The 18,335-nt window shown below is 71.8% G+C and carries 19 protein-coding genes; 8 read left to right on the top strand and 11 right to left on the bottom strand.

The features are described 5' to 3' along the window. Positions 1 to 105: 105 nt before the first annotated feature. The 3 genes from ispF to ACFXAZ_RS22700 all read right to left on the bottom strand — a co-directional run bounded on the left by ispF (position 106) and on the right by ACFXAZ_RS22700 (position 2,206). The gene (ispF, locus tag ACFXAZ_RS22710; RefSeq protein WP_384594093.1) at positions 106 to 618 is read right to left on the bottom strand and encodes a 2-C-methyl-D-erythritol 2,4-cyclodiphosphate synthase; all 513 of its coding nucleotides are present in this window, start codon (positions 616 to 618) and stop codon (positions 106 to 108) included. Further along, on the bottom strand, positions 608 to 1,360 hold the full coding sequence (gene ispD / locus ACFXAZ_RS22705) for a 2-C-methyl-D-erythritol 4-phosphate cytidylyltransferase (protein WP_384594091.1): 753 nt from the start codon (positions 1,358 to 1,360) through the stop codon (positions 608 to 610). Before ispD ends, ispF begins: the two co-directional genes overlap by 11 nt. 363 nt (positions 1,361 to 1,723) lie before the next feature. After that, a complete protein-coding gene (locus tag ACFXAZ_RS22700; protein WP_003953493.1) occupies positions 1,724 to 2,206 on the bottom strand; it encodes a CarD family transcriptional regulator in 483 nt (160 codons plus the stop codon). Between the two features lie 849 nt (positions 2,207 to 3,055). On the opposite strand from ACFXAZ_RS22700, the gene ACFXAZ_RS22695 reads away from it, so the two are divergent. After that, positions 3,056 to 3,706 (top strand): DUF461 domain-containing protein, encoded by a 651-nt coding sequence (locus tag ACFXAZ_RS22695; RefSeq protein ID WP_384594088.1) that lies wholly within the window; start codon positions 3,056 to 3,058, stop codon positions 3,704 to 3,706. A 103-nt stretch (positions 3,707 to 3,809) separates the two neighbouring features. On the opposite strand, the gene ACFXAZ_RS22690 is transcribed toward ACFXAZ_RS22695, so the two are convergent. Together ACFXAZ_RS22690 and ACFXAZ_RS22685 are read right to left on the bottom strand one after the other, a co-directional pair. Beyond that, the gene (locus ACFXAZ_RS22690) at positions 3,810 to 4,490 is read right to left on the bottom strand and encodes a response regulator transcription factor (RefSeq protein ID WP_362754850.1); all 681 of its coding nucleotides are present in this window, start codon (positions 4,488 to 4,490) and stop codon (positions 3,810 to 3,812) included. Beyond that, positions 4,487 to 5,821, bottom strand: coding sequence for a sensor histidine kinase (locus tag ACFXAZ_RS22685; RefSeq protein ID WP_384594085.1), 1,335 nt, complete (start codon positions 5,819 to 5,821; stop codon positions 4,487 to 4,489). Before ACFXAZ_RS22685 ends, ACFXAZ_RS22690 begins: the two co-directional genes overlap by 4 nt. 374 nt (positions 5,822 to 6,195) lie before the next feature. On the opposite strand from ACFXAZ_RS22685, the gene phoU reads away from it, so the two are divergent. Together phoU and ACFXAZ_RS22675 are read left to right on the top strand one after the other, a co-directional pair. Beyond that, entirely contained in the window at positions 6,196 to 6,885 is a 690-nt protein-coding gene (phoU, locus tag ACFXAZ_RS22680; RefSeq protein WP_382683963.1) for a phosphate signaling complex protein PhoU, read from the top strand. Between the two features lie 406 nt (positions 6,886 to 7,291). Further along, positions 7,292 to 7,990 (top strand): SMI1/KNR4 family protein, encoded by a 699-nt coding sequence (locus ACFXAZ_RS22675; RefSeq protein ID WP_384594082.1) that lies wholly within the window; start codon positions 7,292 to 7,294, stop codon positions 7,988 to 7,990. A 90-nt stretch (positions 7,991 to 8,080) separates the two neighbouring features. Here ACFXAZ_RS22675 and ACFXAZ_RS22670 read toward each other — a convergent pair whose 3' ends face one another. Further along, entirely contained in the window at positions 8,081 to 8,842 is a 762-nt protein-coding gene (locus ACFXAZ_RS22670; RefSeq protein ID WP_384594079.1) for a phosphoglyceromutase, read from the bottom strand. A 193-nt stretch (positions 8,843 to 9,035) separates the two neighbouring features. Between ACFXAZ_RS22670 and ACFXAZ_RS22665 the strand changes: the two genes are divergently transcribed. After that, positions 9,036 to 10,322, top strand: coding sequence for an MDR family MFS transporter (locus ACFXAZ_RS22665; protein WP_384594076.1), 1,287 nt, complete (start codon positions 9,036 to 9,038; stop codon positions 10,320 to 10,322). Positions 10,323 to 10,331: 9 nt separating this feature from the next. Here the strand turns inward: ACFXAZ_RS22665 and ACFXAZ_RS22660 are convergent, their stop codons facing one another. Next, on the bottom strand, positions 10,332 to 10,841 hold the full coding sequence (locus tag ACFXAZ_RS22660; protein WP_384594074.1) for a DUF2000 family protein: 510 nt from the start codon (positions 10,839 to 10,841) through the stop codon (positions 10,332 to 10,334). A 49-nt stretch (positions 10,842 to 10,890) separates the two neighbouring features. Here ACFXAZ_RS22660 and ACFXAZ_RS22655 point away from each other — a divergent pair, with 49 nt between their 5' ends. Beyond that, positions 10,891 to 11,700: an AraC family transcriptional regulator gene (locus ACFXAZ_RS22655; protein WP_384594071.1), complete on the top strand. Its 810-nt coding sequence runs from the start codon at positions 10,891 to 10,893 to the stop codon at positions 11,698 to 11,700. Between the two features lie 101 nt (positions 11,701 to 11,801). Here the strand turns inward: ACFXAZ_RS22655 and ACFXAZ_RS22650 are convergent, their stop codons facing one another. Further along, positions 11,802 to 12,305 (bottom strand): YbjN domain-containing protein, encoded by a 504-nt coding sequence (locus tag ACFXAZ_RS22650; protein WP_384594068.1) that lies wholly within the window; start codon positions 12,303 to 12,305, stop codon positions 11,802 to 11,804. A gap of 23 nt (positions 12,306 to 12,328) precedes the next feature. Next, on the bottom strand, positions 12,329 to 13,678 hold the full coding sequence (mshA, locus tag ACFXAZ_RS22645; protein ID WP_384594065.1) for a D-inositol-3-phosphate glycosyltransferase: 1,350 nt from the start codon (positions 13,676 to 13,678) through the stop codon (positions 12,329 to 12,331). Between the two features lie 394 nt (positions 13,679 to 14,072). On the opposite strand from mshA, the gene ACFXAZ_RS22640 reads away from it, so the two are divergent. Next, complete coding sequence (locus tag ACFXAZ_RS22640) at positions 14,073 to 14,891, top strand: class I SAM-dependent methyltransferase (protein ID WP_384594061.1); 819 nt, start codon at positions 14,073 to 14,075, stop codon at positions 14,889 to 14,891. A gap of 178 nt (positions 14,892 to 15,069) precedes the next feature. Here ACFXAZ_RS22640 and ACFXAZ_RS22635 read toward each other — a convergent pair whose 3' ends face one another. Next, a complete protein-coding gene (locus ACFXAZ_RS22635) occupies positions 15,070 to 15,279 on the bottom strand; it encodes a hypothetical protein (RefSeq protein WP_384594058.1) in 210 nt (69 codons plus the stop codon). Here ACFXAZ_RS22635 and ACFXAZ_RS22630 point away from each other — a divergent pair. Beyond that, positions 15,260 to 16,333 carry an NlpC/P60 family protein gene (locus ACFXAZ_RS22630; protein ID WP_384594105.1) on the top strand — a complete coding sequence of 358 codons (1,074 nt, stop codon included), beginning with the start codon at positions 15,260 to 15,262 and terminating at the stop codon, positions 16,331 to 16,333. The two genes, ACFXAZ_RS22635 and ACFXAZ_RS22630, sit on opposite strands and share 20 nt — an antisense overlap. Before the next feature lie 410 nt (positions 16,334 to 16,743). Here the strand turns inward: ACFXAZ_RS22630 and ACFXAZ_RS22625 are convergent, their stop codons facing one another. Continuing rightward, positions 16,744 to 16,896: a hypothetical protein gene (locus tag ACFXAZ_RS22625; protein ID WP_384594108.1), complete on the bottom strand. Its 153-nt coding sequence runs from the start codon at positions 16,894 to 16,896 to the stop codon at positions 16,744 to 16,746. On the opposite strand from ACFXAZ_RS22625, the gene ACFXAZ_RS22620 reads away from it, so the two are divergent. After that, positions 16,895 to 18,313: a PP2C family protein-serine/threonine phosphatase gene (locus ACFXAZ_RS22620; RefSeq protein ID WP_384594102.1), complete on the top strand. Its 1,419-nt coding sequence runs from the start codon at positions 16,895 to 16,897 to the stop codon at positions 18,311 to 18,313. The two genes, ACFXAZ_RS22625 and ACFXAZ_RS22620, sit on opposite strands and share 2 nt — an antisense overlap. Positions 18,314 to 18,335: the final 22 nt, after the last annotated feature.

Genomic DNA, 18,335 nt, shown 5'->3' with positions numbered 1-18,335 from the left:
GTGGGGGGGGGGGGGGTGTTGTGTTTCAGCGCCCCCCGGGGGGGGGGGGGGGGCGTGGGGGGCGGGCTCCGGCCCCGCCCCCGGGGCGCCGGGGCCGGGTCCCTCCTACGAAGCCGGGCCGCTCGGCGGGGTCCGCACGACCAGGGCCGTCGCCACCGCCATCAGGCCCTCCTCCCGGCCGGGGAATCCGAGACCGTCGGTCGTCGCGCCCGACACCGAAACCGGCGCTCCCGCCGCGTCCGACAGCACCTGCTGGGCCTCGTCCCGCCGCTTGCCGATCTTCGGACGGGGTCCCACCACCTGTACGGCGATGTTGCCGATGGTGAAGCCCGCCTCGCGGACGATCCGGGCGGCCTCGGTGAGCAGGGCGGTGCCGGAGGCGCCGGACCACTCGGGGCGGCCGGTGCCGAAGTGCCGGCCCAGGTCGCCGAGCCCGGCGGCGGAGAAGAGGGCGTTGCAGGCGGCGTGGGCGACGACGTCGGCGTCGGAGTGGCCGGCCAGACCCGGGCCCTCGCCCTCCCACTTCAGGCCGGCGCACCACAGGTCGCGGCCCTCCTCGAAGGCGTGGATGTCGGTGCCGATGCCGACCTGGGGCAGTACGGGCGGCTCAGAAGCCATCGTTGAGCCTCCTGCGGGCCAGGACCGCCTCGGCGAGGACCAGGTCCAGGGGACGGGTGACCTTGAACGCCTCCTCGTGGCCGGGGACGACCACGACCTTCAGGCCCAGCCGCTCGATCATGCCGGCGTCGTCGGTGACGTCCCCGGTCACGGTCTCGTGGGCGCGGATCAGCGCGCCCCGGTCGAAGCCCTGCGGGGTCTGCACCGCGCGCAGCCGGGCCCGCTCGGGGGTGGCGACGACCGGTTCGGGCTCGCCGGGGGCCTGGGCGGGCACGACCTCCTTGACGGTGTCGGCCAGCGGCAGGGCCGGGACGACGGCGACCGCACCGGCGCGGACGGCCTCGATCACGGCGTCCACGGTGTCCACGGGGACCAGCGGGCGGGCGGCGTCATGGACGAGGACCACGTCGTAGCCGGGGGGCAGGGCGTCCAGGCCGCGCTTGACCGACTCCTGGCGGCTGGCACCGCCGGGGACCACGAGGAATTCCGTACGCTCGGGCAGGGCGTGCGCGTCGAGCATCGACCTGACCTCGGCGGTGCCCTCGGGCGGGGCCACGACGACCACCAGGGCCACATGGCGGGAGGCGGCCATCGCGCGCACCGCGTGGATCAGCATGGGCGTGCCGTTGAGTGCGCGGAGCGCCTTGGGGGCACCCGGGCCGAGCCGGACGCCCCGGCCGGCGGCCGGGATGACCGCGGCGGTACGGACTCCTGCGGGCGAAGGGCGCGAAACGTCAGACATCGGTTCCTGTCAGGTTTGTGTGCTCGGCCTACTTGGGTATGGCCACATCGTGCCGGGCACGTGCCCCTGACCGGACCCTTCCGTGACCCTGGTCGAGGCGGTTGCCCGAGCCCGGCACGCACAGTACCGGGGGAGATATTCCCCCGGCGCATAACGCTGATCGATTGGTCGATCTTGATCGATTTTTGATTGATGATCGATTGTTGATTGTTCCGCACGGGATGATTGATCTGTATGGTGATCATCGATCAGCGGATACCCGTCCGGGTACGGACATGCCGCAGCGCCCGGCGACTGCAAAGACGTCATCGGGCACCGCGGCATTTCAGTGTGAGGGCTGGCTGATCGGGTTCGGCGCCCGGGTCAGGAGGCGAGGACCTCGTCGAGCAGCGCCTCGGCCTTGTCCTCGTTGGTGTTCTCCGCGAGAGCCAGCTCGCTCACCAGGATCTGGCGGGCCTTGGCGAGCATGCGCTTCTCACCGGCGGACAGTCCACGCTCGCGCTCACGACGCCACAGGTCACGCACGACTTCCGCGACCTTGATGACATCGCCGGAGGCGAGCTTCTCCAGGTTTGCCTTGTAACGACGGGACCAGTTCGTGGGCTCCTCGGCATACGGCGCGCGCAGCACCTCGAAGACCCGGTCCAGCCCGTCCTGACCGACCACATCACGTACGCCGACGAACTCCGCATTGTCCGCTGGCACACGTACCGTCAGGTCACCCTGGGCGACCTTCAGCACCAAGTAGGTCTTGTCCACGCCTTTGATCTGGCGAGTTTCGATGGCCTCGATCAGCGCGGCCCCGTGATGGGGATAGACCACGGTGTCGCCAACCTTGAACGTCATGTGACAGGTACCCCTTCCGTGGCTATCCAGGGTAACACGGAAACGGCGGGTTCTGAATGGCGTTTTCGCAGGTCAGGGCATATCTCGGGGCTTGACAACAGCGACCGGAACGTGCTTCGCCGGGCGTCGGGAACCAGGTAATCGCAGGTCGGAGCGGCTCTCCGGGGCGAGAGAAACGCGCACGTTACACACATCCGGCGACCCCGCCAGCCGGTTGAACGTCCACATATGTCCGCTTTCAAGTGCTCGACTTCCGCTACTCCGTTCGGTCCGGCGGGTCGCCCGCGAGACGATTCCGGAATTGATCACAGGACTCCGATCAAGACACTCCGTGATCAATTTCCAGGGTGATCCGCGGATGATCCGCAGATCATCCGCGGGGGATCTGTGGCTTGATCTATGGCTTGATCTGGAGGGCTATGCAGAGGGCGATCTATCGGGTGATTGATCGGTTCATCTGCCGGGCGATCCCGTCCGATCTGTCGGTTGATCTGTCGGTTGATCTGTCCGTTGATCTATCGGGTTGATCTGTCAGTTGATCCGCCGGGTGATCCACGGCGCGACCCGCCGCGCGATCCGTCGGTATTCCTTCACCCGGAATTAGTGGGCGGGCCGCCCGATAATGCACCGCGGTATGCCCGGATGACTTATGTGAATGGCGGGGCCACGAGTCGCCCGGGGCTCTCCTCCGACGGCGGTGGGGTACCCCCTGCCGGGCGACCCGGGCCGGTTGGGGGAGGGTCGGGTGCGGCGGCGCGGGAACGGCTCGGTAACCTAAGGCCGCTGACAGATCCTTAGGGTGGCTTTGAAGAGGAATGCCACCCCTGTGTTCAAGGAGTTGCCGCCGCCGTGAGCAGCAGCCTTCGACGCGGCGCCCTCGCCGCTTCCGCCCTCGCGTTCTCGATCGCCACGCTCGCCGCCTGCGGCGCCGGAAACAACGCGCAGACCTTGCAGATCGTGCCGGACAACGCGGCCACCACGGTCGGCGACATCAAGATCCAGAACGCGACCGTCATCACCCAGCCGGAGGCCGGCGCCAGCGGCCCGGCCGCCGTCTCCGCGACGCTGTTCAACACCAGCCGGACGGCGCAGACCCTGGACTCCATCAATGTGGACGGGGTGGGCACCGCCGAGATCTCGCCGGCCGGCGGCAGCGGTCCGCTGACCGTGCCGGCCAATGGCACGGTGATCATCGGCGGCGAGGGCAACGCCTCCGCGGTGCTCGCCGACGGCCAGAAGGTGACCGACGGCGATGTGCAGAAGGTGACGTTCACTTTCAGCCGTACCGGTGCGGTGACCCTCCAGGCGTTCGTCTGGCCGGCCAGGAGCTTCTTCAGCAGCTGGGGCCCGACCGCGGTGCCGTCGCCGTCCACCACGCCGAGCGGGGAGGCGAGCGGTACGGCGAGCGGTGAGCCCTCCGGGGAGGCGACCTCCACCGAGTCCGGCTCCACCGGCACCCCGACCGACGCCGCCTCGGGTTCCGCGACGCCCGGTGAGTAGGCTGCGCGGCGGGCGCTGAACGTCGTAGCGGCGGACGAAGAATGTGAAGAGGGCGGGGCTCCTTGGTGGAGTCCCGCCCTCTCGCGTGTTCGGCCGGGTCGGCCTACGGCTCGAACTTGTAGCCGAGGCCACGGACCGTGACCAGGTAGCGCGGGGCGCCCGGGTCCGGCTCGATCTTGGCGCGCAGGCGCTTGACGTGGACGTCGAGGGTCTTGGTGTCACCGACGTAGTCGGCGCCCCAGACGCGGTCGATGAGCTGCATCCGGGTCAGGACGCGGCCCGCGTTGCGCAGCAGCATCTCCAGGAGGTCGAACTCCTTGAGCGGGAGGTCGACCTTGGAGCCGGCGACGGTGACCACATGGCGGTCGACGTCCATCCGGACCGGGCCCGCCTCCAGGGCGGCCGGGGCCACCTCCTCCGGCTCACCGCGGCGGCGCAGGACGGCCCGGATACGGGCGACCAGCTCCCGCGAGGAGAACGGCTTGGTGACGTAGTCATCGGCTCCTATTTCGAGCCCGACCACCTTGTCGATCTCGCTGTCCTTGGCCGTCACCATGATGACGGGGACGTTGGATCGGCCGCGCAGCTGGCGGCAGACCTCGGTGCCCGGCAGGCCGGGCAGCATCAGGTCGAGGAGGACGAGGTCGGCGCCGTTGCGCTCGAACTCGTCGAGTCCGTCGGGGCCCGTGGTCGCGACGGCGACCTCGAAGCCCTCTTTGCGGAGCATGTACGACAGGGCGTCGGAGAAGGACTCCTCGTCCTCGACGACGAGCACTCGGGTCACGGAAGGACCTCCGGGGCGGAAAGCGTCTGGTACGCGGTTGAGTCGGGGGATGTGTGGGACGTATGGGATGCGTGGGGAGTGGGGTGGGTGTGGGATCGGGTGGCGGGGTGGGGCGAGCCCGTGGGCCGGGCCGCCGCCTCGTCGGGAGCGGAGTGCTGGTGCTGTTGGGCCCGCTCCCGGGCGGCTCCCGCCTCCGGCAGCCGCAGGGTGAAGGTGGAGCCCTGTCCCTCGGAGCTCCACACCGTGACCTCCCCGCCGTGCGAGGCGGCCACGTGCTTGACGATCGCGAGTCCGAGGCCCGTGCCGCCCGTGGCACGGGAGCGGGCCGGATCGACGCGGTAGAAGCGTTCGAAGATACGCTCCTTGTCCTTGCCGGAGATACCGATGCCCTGGTCGGTGACGGCGATCTCGATGGCGTCGCCGCCGGAGGCGCTCACCCGGCGGGCGGCGATACCGACGCGGGTGCGGGCCGGTGAGTAGTTGACGGCGTTCTCAACCAGGTTGCCGAGGGCGGCGGCGAGCTGGCCGCGGTTGCCCCAGACATGCAGGTCGGCGGCGCCTGCGGCGGCCATGGTGATCTGCTTGGTGCCGGCCGCGTGGCGGCAGCGGTCGATGGCCTCGGCGACCAGTTCGTCCACGCGGACGGGTTCGGCGTCCTCCAGGGGGTCGTCGTTCTGTACCCGGGAGAGGTCGATCAGCTCCTGGACCAGGTTGGTCAGCCGGGTGGCCTCGATCTGCATGCGCCCGGCGAACCGCTGGACGGCCTCCGGGTCGTCGGAGGCGTCCATGACCGCCTCGGACAGCAGGGAGAGGGCGCCGACCGGGGTCTTCAGCTCATGGCTGACGTTGGCGACGAAATCGCGCCGGACCGCCTCTATGCGGCGGGCCTCGGTGAGGTCCTCGACCAGCAGCAGCACCAGGCGGGAGCCGAGCGGGGCGACGCGGGCGGAGACAGCGAGAGCCTCGCCGCGGCCGGTGCCACGACGAGGCAGGTCCAGTTCGACCTGGCGTATCTCGCCGTCGCGGCGGGTGTCCCGGGCCATCTGGAGCATGGGTTCGACGGCGAGTTTGCCGCCGCGCACCAGTCCGAGGGCGTAGGCCGCCGAGCTGGCCTTGACCACGGCGTCGCCCTCGTCCAGGACGACGGCCGAGGAGCGGAGCACCGACAGGACGGTGTCGACGCCCGGTGGGAGCACCGGGTCGGTGTGCAGGGAGGTACGGGTGGGGCGTTTCAGGTCGCGCTCGCTCCAGCGGAACGCCAGCATGGCGATGACGCCGGTGAGCACACCGGCGATCGCTGCCGCTGCGGCGACCGCCGCGTTCACGTCCATGCACCCAGGTTAGGCATGGGACGCGTCGTGGCCACAGCCATCGGTGGGCGACCTCGAACACTCGTCGCCCAGAGTTCACCTTGGAGCCAGTATCGGTTCATTTGGGGTGGCGGATTTTGACGCGTACGGAGCTGAGGGTGACAGCGTGGGGTCCGCGGTGTCCGATGCGCCACAGAAACACGCGCCACACCATGTGCCACATCTGTGCCACACCATGGCCACACCATGGCCGCACGGTGTGCCACAGGAGCACGGCCGAGGGCGCCCTCCCGGGCGGCTCCGCGCGACCCCCGTACGACGTGGAACGACGTCGTAAGGCAAGGTCGGAACCCTGACCCTGAGCACCCTGGAACGACGTACGAGAGGGAACCCAGATGCGGGACGCGTACCACGAGGAACTCGACTCGATCAGTGACAGCCTGGTCGAGATGGCCCGGCTGGTCGGGTCGGCGATCGGACGCGCCACGACGGCGATCCTCGACGCCGATCTGAAGCTGGCCGAGAGCGTCATCGAGAACGACAAGAAGATCGACGAACTCCAGCACGACCTGGAGGCCCGCGCGATAGACCTGCTGGCGCGGCAGCAGCCGGTGGCGACGGATCTGCGGATCGTGGTGACCTCGCTGCGGATGTCCGCCGACCTGGAGCGCTCCGGCGACCTCGCCCAGCATGTGGCGAAGCTCACCCGGCTGCGGTTCCCGGAGCGGGCGATCCCGCACGACCTGCACGCCACCATCCTGGAGATGGGCCAGCTCGCGCAGCGGCTGATGGCCAAGGCGGCGGAGGTGATCATCACCAAGGACGTCGACCTGGCGATGCAGATGGAGACCGACGACGACGCGATGGACCTGCTCCACCGCACCCTCTTCCAGCACCTGATGGACGACCGCTGGAAGCACGGCATCGAGACCGCGGTCGACGTGACCCTGCTGGGCCGCTACTACGAGCGCTTCGCCGACCACGCCGTGGCCGTGGCCAAGCGGGTCGTCTTCCTGGTCACCGGCGAGCACGCGGACGAACTCCAGCCGGACGCGCAGGCGGTGCCGGGGGTGGAGGGCGCGTAGCGACGGGGGACCCGGCATAGGCACCCGGCATCTCCCACCTCGCCGGGGGCGCGAATGAGCATCGATGCGCCGTTGATGCGACCTGCGGGCCGGGCATCCAATGGGCACAGGCACATGCCTAGAGGAGGGACCCATGGCTGCATCCCCCAGCACCCCGAGCACTCCCGACCCCACCCAGGACCGCCCGACCGAACAGCCCGCCCGTCCCCTGAGCCTCCCCCTGATCGCCGCCTGCGGCTGCGGCTCGGGCTGCACCTGCGGCTGTCAACAGGGCAACCCCTGCCAGTGCGGCTGACAACACCGCCCGTACGTCACGAAGGGCCCCGCGCGCCGGAGCTTCCGGTGCGGGGGCCCTTCGTGCGGTGCGCGCCGAAGACAACCGGCGCGCTCATCTAGGCTGCCGCCCATGACGGGGCCGGTGGACTGGGACGGCGTCCGGGAGCGCGTGACGGCGCTGGCCCGTGCGGACGGGGCGCGGCGGGTCTTCGGGGCCTGGCAGACGTACGGATCCGGGGGGCATGGCTTCCGGCTGGCCGCTCCCCTGCCGGAGCGGGACGTGAGCGAGGCCGAGGCCCAGTGGGGTGTCGTGCTGCCCGCGGGCTACCGGGCGTTTCTGCGGGAGGTCGGCGCCGGGGGAGCCGGGCCCGGGTACGGGCTCAGCGTCCTGGGACGCGGTGCGGCCGGCTGGCGGTGGTCGGACGTGGGTGGGGACATGCGGCACGAGCGGCTGCGGTTCCCCTGTCCGGGGGCGGAGGACAGCGTCCGTGCGCAGGCCGAGCACGACGGCCGGGAACCGATGGCGTCCGGCTTCGTGGACGACGACGCCTTCGACCGGGCACATCGCGCCTGGCTGGCGGAGGACGAGGCGCTGTCCGGGCGGCTGACGTCCGGTGCGCTGTGCCTGAGCCATGAGGGCTGCGGATACTGCCACTGGCTCGTGGTGACCGGCCCCGACCGGGGCGGCATGCGTATCGACGAACGCCCGGCGGACGGCGCCTTCGGCCCCCTCGACGGGGTTGGCTTCGGGGACTGGTACCTGGACTGGCTGGAGAAGTCCGAGGCCGTGGCCCGGCGGGATCGGCGGGATCGGCGGGGCCAGGTATAGCGGGAACAGGAAAAGGCGGGCGGAGCGGGCCGACGACAAACCCCCCGTCCGCGCGGATACCGCGGGCGGGGGGCCACGTTCGTACGCTCGCTACTTCTTCTTGCCCTGGTTCTTGACCGCCTCGATCGCCGCTGTCGCCGCGGCCGGGTCGAGGTAGGTGCCGCCCGGGTTCAGGGGGCGGAAGTCGTGGTCCAGGTTGTAGGAGAGGGGGATGCCGGTCGGGATGTTGAGGCCCGCGATGTCGGCGTCGGAGATGTTGTCCAGGTGCTTGACCAGGGCGCGGAGGCTGTTCCCGTGGGCCGCGACCAGGACCGTGCGGCCGGTCAGCAGGTCGGGGACGACCGCGTCGAACCAGTACGGGAGCATGCGGGCGACGACGTCCTTGAGGCACTCCGTGCGCGGGCGCAGCTCCGGCGGGAGGGCCGCGTAGCAGTCGTCGGCGTACTGGGAGTACTCGGCGTCGACGGGCAGCGGCGGGGGCGGGGTGTCGTAGGAGCGGCGCCAGAGCATGAACTGCTCCTCGCCGTACTCGGCGAGGGTCTGGGCCTTGTCCTTGCCCTGGAGGGCGCCGTAGTGGCGCTCGTTCAGGCGCCAGCTGCGGTGGACCGGGATCCACAGACGGTCGGCGGCTTCGAGGGACAGCTGCGCCGTGCGGATCGCGCGCTTCTGGAGGGACGTGTGGACCACGTCGGGGAGCAGGTCGGCGTCTTTGAGCAGCTCACCGCCGCGGACTGCCTCCTTCTCACCCTTCTCGGTGAGATTCACGTCCACCCAGCCGGTGAACAGGTTCTTCGCGTTCCACTCGCTCTCGCCGTGGCGGAGGAGGATCAGCTTGTACGGTGCGTCGGCCATGGGGTCGAGCGTAGTAGAAGGGTTCGGTGGCCCGCGCGGGCCGCCCGCACCGCGGACAGTTGACGGGAATTGTTAATTCGCTCGATTCCGGATACGACGCATGCGTAAGGTCTGCCCGCAGTTAGTGACTCTTACATGTGGTGAGTGACTCTTACATGCGGCTTTGGTCGGCCGTGTCCGCGGGGGGATTCGTTTGTCCGTCGCTCGTCTCAGACGTGCTGTCGCCGAGAGCGTCGTCCAGACCGTCTCCGGGCTCCCCCGCGCGTTCTGGTGGCTGTGGGTCAGCACCCTCGTCAACCGGCTCGGCGCCTTCGTCGCCACCTTCATGGCGCTGTATCTGACCCTGGAGCGCGGCCACTCCGCCTCCTACGCCGGTCTGGTCGCCGCCCTCTACGGCCTCGGCGGGGTCGTCTCCTCCCTCGGCGGCGGTGTGATGGCCGACCGGCTCGGGCGGCGCCCCACGCTGGTCATCGCGCAGGGCGCCACCGCCGCGTCCGTCGCGCTGCTCGGCTTCATGCAGGACCCCGCCGCCATCGCCGCCGTGGCCTGCCTGGTCGGCGCCGCCTCCAACGCCTCGCGGCCCGCCGTGCAGGCGATGATGGCCGACATCGTGCGGCCGGAGGACCGGGTGCGGGCCTTCTCCCTCAACTACTGGGCCATCAACCTCGGCTTCGCGATCTCCGCCATGGCCGCCGGGTTCATCGCCGAGTTCAGCTATCTCGCCGGGTTCCTGATCGAGGCCGGGATGACCGCCGTCTGCGCGGTCCTCGTCTTCATCAAACTGCCCGAGTCCCGGCCCGTGCACAGCGCGAAGGAGGCCGCCGCCGTCGATGCCGTGGGCCTGGGGACCGTACTGCGCGACCGGCGGTTCATGGGCGTCGTCACCCTGTCCTTCCTCATCGCGCTGATCTTCCAGCAGGGGTCCGTGGCGCTCCCCGTCGCCATGGGCGCGGCCGGGTTCACCCCTGCCGACTACGGGATGGCCATCGCCGTCAACGGTGTCCTGATCGTCGCCCTCCAGATCCCGCTCACCCGGTTCATCGAGCACCGCGATCCGCGCCGGCTGCTGATCGTCTCCTCCCTGCTCGCCGGGTACGGCTTCGGGCTCACCGCCTTCGCCGGGTCGGTCGGCGCCTTCGCGCTGACCGTCGTGGTGTGGACCCTCGCCGAGATCGTCAACGCCCCGACCCAGACCGGGCTCGTCGTCCGGCTCTCCCCCGCCCATGGGCGCGGGCGCTACCAGGGCATGTACACCATGTCCTGGTCCGTCGCCGGTCTGATCGCCCCGCTGATGTCCGGTTTCGTCATCGACCGCTACGGTGCCGACTGGCTGTGGGGGCTGTGCGCGGTGCTGGGGATGGTGACGGCCGCCGGGTACGCCGCGCTCATGCGGGCGCTGCCCGCGACGGAGGAGGGCCGGCGGGCGGGGGCCGTCCATACGCCCTCCGCTCCCGCCGAGCCCGAGGTCAGCGCCCCCTGATTCCCTGGCTCACGGGTGCATCCGCGCCCCCTTCACCACCTTGTCCACGCCGTTGCGCGGCCCGTACACCGCCAGCCCCACCAGATCCAGCTCCGCCGTGCCGACCGCCCGTACCGCCGCCCGGTTGTCGCGGTCGTTGCCCGTCGTGAACAGGTCGGCCGTGAAGACGGCTCGCGGCAGCGCCCGGGACAGGGCCCGCGCGTGAGCTGTCCTGAGCGTCTCCCCGGTGGCCTCGAAGACCAGCACCGGCTGCCGGAACATCGGCAGGCAGCAGACCCCGTCGGCGTCCTCGTACGGCTCCCCGATCACCTCCGGGATCTCCGTGCCCAGGCCGCTGACCAGGAACGCGGTGACGTTCAGCCGCTGCCAGGGTGCCAGGTCCGCGCGCAGCAGGACGGCGATCTTCGTGTCGAATTTCGTGTCGAATTTCGTGTCGAATTTCGTGTCGAATTCCGTATCGGATCTCGTGGCGGACCGGGTGTCGAAGCGGGCGGGGGGCAGGGCGTCGGTGGCTGTCATGGGAGCAGGCTCGCCGTCCGGCCGCCGCCGGGTCTTGTACGTTGTTTGCATGGCTGCGTCGCGGCAGGACACCACCGTCTCCGCCTGGCGCCCCGCGATCCCGGGCGTCGTGGAGGTGTTCCACGCGCACTTCACCGAGTACGCCTATCCGATGCACGTCCATGAGTCCTGGACGCTGCTGATCGTGGACGACGGGGCCGTACGGTACGACCTGGAGCGGCACCGGCACGGCACTCCGCACGACACCGTGTCCCTGCTGCCGCCGCACATCCCGCACAACGGCGCCCCGGCCACCCCGGGCGGTTTCCGCAAACGCGTCCTGTACCTGGACTCCTCACGGCTGGCCCACGATCTGATCGGGGCCGCCGTCGACAGCCCCGACCTGCGCGATCCGCTGCTGCGCCGGCGCGTCGGGCAACTGCACACCGCGCTCGCCCGGCCCGGCGAGGAGCTGGCGGCGGAGAGCCGGCTGACCTTCGTCGCCGAGCGGCTCGGCCAGTTGCTGCGCCCCCGGCTCACCGCCGCCGTCCCACGGGTCGCCGACCCCGTACTGGCCCGCCGGCTGCGTGAGCTGCTCGACGCGCGGGTGGTGGAAGGGGTGTCGCTGGAGGAGGCGGGGCGGCTGCTCGGCGCCCATCCCGCCCATCTCGTACGGGCGTTCAGCGCCGCCTACGACATCGCCCCGCACCAGTATCTGACCTCGCGGCGGGTCGCCCGCGCCCGTGCGCTGCTGCTCGCGGGGGCACGCCCCGCCGAGGCGGCGGCCGGGACCGGCTTCTACGACCAGGCCCACCTCACCCGCCATTTCCGGCGGCTGGTGGGGGTGACGCCGGGGCGCTACCGGTCGGGGGCGCGCTGAGCGTCGTACGGGTGGGGTGGTGGTACGGGGGCCGTGGTGCCGTACGGATGGAGCGGTGGCGCGGCGGCCGTGGTGCCGGACGGCTCCGGGCGGGAACGGGGTCAGTCGGACGGGCGTTGGATCAGGTGGGTGAACGCGTCCAGGTTCCGGGTCGGCTCGCCGCGCTCCACCCGCCAGGCGTACTCCTTGCGGATGGCGGTGGCGAAGCCCAGTTCCAGGAGGGTGTTGAAGCCGCCGTCGGCGGCCTCCAGGACCTGGCCGAGCAGCAGGTCCGTGCTGTCCGGGGTGACGGCGGCGAGCGGCAGCCGGCCGGTGACGTAGATGTCGCCGAGCGGGTCGACGGCGTAACTCACGCCGTACAGCTTGAGGTTGCGCTCCAGGAGCCAGCGGTGGACGGCGGGCTCGTTCTCGTCGGGGTGGCGGACGACGAAGGCGTTGAGGGAGAGGGAGTGGCGGCCGACGATCAGGGAGAGCGTGGTGAACAGCTTGCGGGTGCCGGGCAGCTTGACCACGTAGTGGCCGGGCTCGGGGCTCTCCCACTCGATCCCGTCGTCCCGCAGCACACCCTCGATGACCTGTGCCGCCTGCCGCTGTGCGTCCGCCATGGGGGGAGCGTACGACAGCGGGTTCAGGCGTGCCGGTCGCGGGCGCGGCGGCGGTGGGCGTGCACGGCGGCGGTGTAGACCTCGGCGGTGGCGGCGGCGGCGGCGTCCCAGCCGAAGGAGCGGGCGTGGCGGGCGGCGGCGTCGCCCATGCGGCCGGCGAGCGCGGGGTCGTCGGCGAACCGGGCGAGCAGCCGGGCGTATTCGGCGGGTTCGTGTCCCCGCACGAGGAAGCCGGTCTCGCCGTCGCGCACGGCCACCGGCAGCCCGCCCACCGCGGCGGCCAGTACGGGTGTACCGGCGGCCTGCGCCTCTATGGCGACCAGCCCGAAGGACTCGCTGTAGGAGGGCATGACCAGCACGGACGCGGCCCGGAACCAGTCGGCGAGCCGGTCCTGGCCGACGGGTGGCCGGAACCGTACGACATCGGCGATCCCGAGCCGCGCGGCGAGCTTCTGCAACCCCTCCGGCTTGGCGAGGCCGCTGCCGCTGGGGCCGCCGACGACCGGCACGACGATCCGGGAGCGCAGCTCGGGCCGCTCGTCCAGGAGCACGGCGACCGCGCGCAGCAGCACGTCCGGGGCCTTGAGGGGCTGGATGCGGCCCGCGAAGAGCGGGATCAGGGCGTCCTGGGGCAGGCCGAGACGGGCGCGGGCGGCGGCGCGGCCCGCGCCGGGGTGGAAGCGGGCGAGGTTGACACCGGGGTGGACGACGGCGACCTTGCCGGGGTCGGCGCCGTAGTGCCGGACGAGTTCCTCGGCCTCCTCGGCGGTGTTGGCGATCAGGCGGTCGGCGGCGTCGACGATCTGGGTCTCGCCGATGACCCGGGCGGCGGGCTCGGGGGTGTCGCCGTCGGCGAGGTTGGCGTTCTTGACCTTGGCCATGGTGTGCATGGCGTGCACCAGGGGGACGCCCCAGCGCTGGGCGGCGAGCCAGCCGACGTGGCCGGAGAGCCAGTAGTGCGAGTGGACGAGGTCGTAGTGGCCGGGGCGGTGTTCGGCCCACGCCTGCATCACGCCGTGGGTGAAGGCGCAGAGCTGGGCGGGCAGCTCCTCCTTGGCGAGGCCCTCGTAGGGTCCGGCGTCGATGTGCCGGACCAGGACACCGGGGGCGAGTTCGACGGTGGGCGGGAGGGCGGCGGAGGTGGCCCGGGTGAAGATCTCGACCTCGATGTCGATCGCGGCGAGGCGCTGGGCCAGCTCCACGATGTAGACGTTCATGCCGCCTGCGTCGCCGGTGCCGGGCTGGTGGAGGGGGGAGGTGTGCACCGAGAGCATCGCGACGCGGCGCGGCCTGCGGTGGCCGAGGCGCATGCCGCTCAAGCGGGAGGCCGTCGCCGGGGAGCGCCGACCGAGCCTGCCGACGTATTGGCTCACGTGCGGTTCCTCCCTGCCGCGGGCATGCCTGAGGAGGGCGTCCCGCGCCCTCCACGGGGGTGCAACGCCGGAAGGGGGTGCTCCATTTCCTTCGGGTTTCGGACGGGGGTTTCTTTGCCCAATCATTACTGGGGGTCGCTCAACCGTTCGAGTGGGGGGTGGGGGGGGTGGGGGGTGAGTTGGTGCTTGGTGGGGGGTGGGTTCCCGTACGGGCGGAGGCTCGGCGGGGGGGGGCGGCTTGTACGGCTGGATGCTTGGTGGGGGGCGGCCCGTACGGCTGGATGCTTGGTGGGGGGGCGGCTCGTACGGGCGGATGCCCGGCGGGGAGCGGGTGCCCGTACGACCGCGTGCCCGGCGGGACCAGGTGTCCGGCGGTCCGCTTACCCTCGTAGCCATGGCATCCCGTGCGACCTCCCGCCCCGTGGGCACGGTCACGCGGGGGACCACCAACCCCAACCGGCTGCGCCGCATGGACCGCTGGATCGCGGCGACGCACGGCCGTGAGCTGCGCCGGGCCGCCGATCCGGTGGCCGTCGACCTCGGGTACGGCGCCGCCCCCTGGACCGCCGTGGAACTCCTCGCCCGGCTCCGCGCGGTGGCGCCCCGCACCCGTGTGGTCGGGGTGGAGATCGACCCGGCGCGGGTCGCGGCGGCCCAGCCGTACGCGCGGGACGGGCTGGTCTTCCGGCACGGCGGCTTCGAGGTGCCGGTCCCCCGGCCGCCGCTGCTGATCCGGGCGGCGAACGTGCTGCGCCAGTACGACGAGGGGGAGGTCGGCGCGGTCTGGGAGCGCCTGTGCGCGCGGCTCGCGCCGGGGGACGCGGTGACCGGGTCGGCCGGGGGGCTGCTGGTCGAGGGGACGTGCGACGAGATCGGACGCCGGCATGTGTGGGTCGCGCTCGGGCCGGAGGGGCCGCGCACGGTCACCTTCGCCGCCCGCCTCGCCGTCCTGGACCACCCCTCCGACCTGGCCGAACGCCTGCCGAAGGCGCTGATCCACCGTAATGTCCCCGGTGAGCCGGTGCACGCGTTCCTGCGCGACTTCGACCGCGCCTGGGCCGCCGCCGCGCCCTACGCCTCGTACGGCGCCCGGCAGCGCTGGATCCGCGCGGTGCGCGCGCTGACCGCCGACTGGCCGGTCACCGACGGTCCGGGGCGCTGGCGGCAGGGCGAGATCACTGTCCGCTGGGACGCGTTGGCACCCCGTACGTGACGGTTTTCCCCCTCGTTTCCCCGGCGGGCCGAACCGCGCGGAACGATCTCAGTGAGTCGTTCGTCACCAAGTCGGGGAGATCGTCGTACGTCGCGTGCATCCGGGGGAGGGAGTCAGGGCCTCCGCCGGGTCGCGCCGCGTCATGCGCGATGCCTCGGGTGGCGCGGGTTACTGACGGTTAATCAGTGGGGGGCGGGGTTATGACACCGGCAGCAGCACCATCGCCGACGCCGGCGCCGGCATCGGTACCGGCACTCGTACCGGCCTCGGTATCGGCACTCGTACCGGCCTCGACGTCGGCATCGGTATCGGCATCGGGCAGGCGCGGGCTGATCGCGGCGGCGGTCTCCGTCGTCTGCGCGGTGACGATGCTGGTGGTGCCGGGCACGGCAGCCGCCGCGCCGACCCCGGAGCCGACCCCCAGCGCCCCGTCGGCCTCGGGCCCGGCCTCGAACTCGGGCCCGGCCACCACAGCCGAGCTGGAGATCGTACGCATACAGCTGGACGACCTCTACCACGACGCGGCGGTGGCCACGGACGCCTACAACGCGGCTGAGGAGCTGGCCGACCGGCAGTCCGCGGAGATCGTCGACCTGGCGGGGCAGATCGTGGCGGGCGAGGAGAAGCTCGCGGAGCTGAAGGCGCAGGCGGGCGCCGCGGCCCGCGCCCAGTACCGCACGGGCGGGCTGCCGCCCGAGGCGCAGCTGATGCTGAGCGACGATCCGCGCCAGTTCCTGGACGGCGCCGGGCGCATCCTCCAGGGCGAGCGGGCCACCGACAAGACCCTCGCCGAACTGGAGCAGATCCAGGACGACTTGGAGCTGTACGCCAAGGACGCCTCCGCCGGCTGGGAGAAGCTGGAGGCCAACCGCAAGGCCAAGGACAAGGCGAAGAAGGAGATCACGGAGCAGATCGCCGCCGCCGAGCAGCTCGAATCCCAGCTGGAGCAGGACGAGAAGGAGCGCCTCGCCGAGCTGGAGCGGCAGGCCGCCGCCCGCGCCCAGACGGCCTGGGTCGACACCGGGATACTCGACGAGATAAACGAAACAAACGAGACAGATGAGACGAGCGGGATAGCGGGCGGCACGACCACCGCGGGCGAGCAGGCGGTGGCGTGGGCGAAGGACCAATTGGGCAAGGCGTACGAATGGGGCGCCGAGGGCCCGGACACCTTCGACTGCTCCGGACTCACCTCCGAGGCATGGGCCGCCGCCGGTACGCCGATACCGCGCACCTCGCAGGAACAGTGGCGCCAGCTGACCCGCGTCGACGTCGCGGACATGCGCCCCGGCGACCTGATCGTCTACAACTCCGACGCCAGCCATGTGGCGATGTACGTGGGCGACGGCTCCATGGTGCACTCCCCGCGCCCCGGGCGGACGGTGACCATCGCCGGTGCCGGTTCGATGCCGATCCTGGGGGTTGTGCGGCCGGGGGCGTGAGCCTGGGGCGGGGGTGACGGCAGGTGTACGGGCGGCGGTGCCGTCGGGTGACGGGTGGCGGTGCCGCCGGGTGACGGGTGGCGGGCGAAGAGGGCCGACGGGTGGCCGGTGCCGGGCGGCATGTGACCCGGCGCACGCCGCCTCGGGGCCAAACCCCGCACCGACGTGACCTTCGTCATTCCAGGCCAGGGGCGGGGTGCCCAACTGCGGTACGGATCGCGGCATATGACATTGGCCGCCTGCCGAGCGACCTGCCACGCCCCATTCCAATCGGGCGCCACCACCCGCTAGGGTCCCGGTCGGTAGGCCGAGCACCCTCGGCCTGCCGTGCCCTCGGGGGGAGGGAAGGAACCCAGGACCATGCCCGTACCCGTACCGCGGCAGAGAGCGATCCCGGCCGTGGAGAGTGGTCAGGCGCACGCCACGTCCGCGTCGGCGCCCGGCGGCTCCGCCATGGGGTCAGGCCCGGCGTCCGCCGCCGAGCCGGTCACCGAGTCGGTCACCCAGTCAGTCGCCGAGTCGGTCGCCGAGTCGGTCGCTGAGTCGACGGTGGGCTCCGTCATGGGGTCCGCCACGAGACCCGCCGTGAGACCCGCCGTGGGGTCGAGCGCGGGTGGTCCGTCCGCGCTCCCGGTCAAGGATCCCGCCGCCGGTGGCGCGCTCACGCTGCTGCTGATCGAGGACGACCCCGGCGGCTCGGCGATCGTGCCGGAGCTGCTGGACTCCGCCGGACAGCCGATCCGGGTCCGTACGGCCCGCAATCTCACCGAGGCCGGACGGCTGCTCACCGACGATGTGCACTGCATCCTGCTGGACCTCGCGCTCTCGGCGCGCGGGGCCGGATCCGGGGTCGCCGCCGCCGGTACGGCAGGCGCCGTCGGTACGGCAGGTACTCCCGGAACGGCAGGGACGTCCGGCGCCCCGGGCCTGTCGGGCCCCTCCGCCACCACCCCAGCCACGTCCCCCGCATCCACCACACCCACCACCTCCCCCACTATCCCGGCCGACCCCGACGAGCTGGCCGTACTCCGCCACGTACTGGAGCTGGCACCCCGGCACGCCGTGCTCGCGCTCACCGCGTCCGGGGACTCCGAGCGCGGCGCCGAGGCGGTACGGGTGGGCGCGCAGGACTACCTCTTCCGCGATGAGCTGGACGGCCGGCTGCTGAGCCGGGCGATCCGGTACGCCGTGGAGAGGAAACGTTCCGACAGCGCCGAGCGGCGGCTCGCCGAGGGCCGGCTGAGGGCACAGGAGAACGCCCGTCTGGAACGCGGCCTCCTGCCGACGCCGCTGCTGGAGGGCTCGTCGCTGCGGTTCGCCGCGCGGTACCGCCCCGGGCGCTCGCGCGCGCTGCTCGGCGGCGACTTCTACGACATCGTGCGCACGCCCGACGGCACGGTGCACGCCATGATCGGCGATGTGTGCGGCCATGGGCCGGACGAGGCCGCGCTGGGCGTGGCGCTGCGGATCGCGTGGCGGGCGCTGACCTTCGCGGGGCTGTGCGGGGACGAACTGCTGGGGACCTTGCAGCAGGTGCTGGTGCATGAGCGGAACGATGACGAGATCTTCGCGACCCTGTGCACGGTCGACATCGCGCCGGACGCGCGCCGGGCGGGCCTGTGCCTGGCCGGGCATCCGGCCCCGCTGATCGCCCGCGCGGGACGCCCGGCGGGCCTGCTGCCGCAGGACAACAACGGCCCCGCGCTCGGCCTGCTCCCGGGCGCCCGCTGGCCGCGGATGCAGGTGGAGCTGGGGCGCGAGTGGAGCCTGATGCTCTACACCGACGGGCTGATCGAGGGGCGGATCGGCGCCGGGCGGGAACGGCTGGGCCAGGACGGGATGGTCACGATGGTCCGCCGCCAGCTGACGGAGGGGCTGCGCGGGGAGTCCCTGCTCCGGGCGGCCGTCAGCGAGGTACGGCAGCTCAACGGGGGCGAGCTGACGGACGACGTGGCGGTGGTGCTGCTTGAGCGGGGGTGACGGAGGTGACGGGGCGGGAGCA

The organism is Streptomyces sp. NPDC059477, assembly GCF_042749375.1.
Classification (GTDB): Bacteria; Actinomycetota; Actinomycetes; order Streptomycetales; family Streptomycetaceae; genus Streptomyces.
Note: the sequence above shows the minus strand (reverse complement) of the source record. Positions and strands in the feature narration are given on the sequence as shown.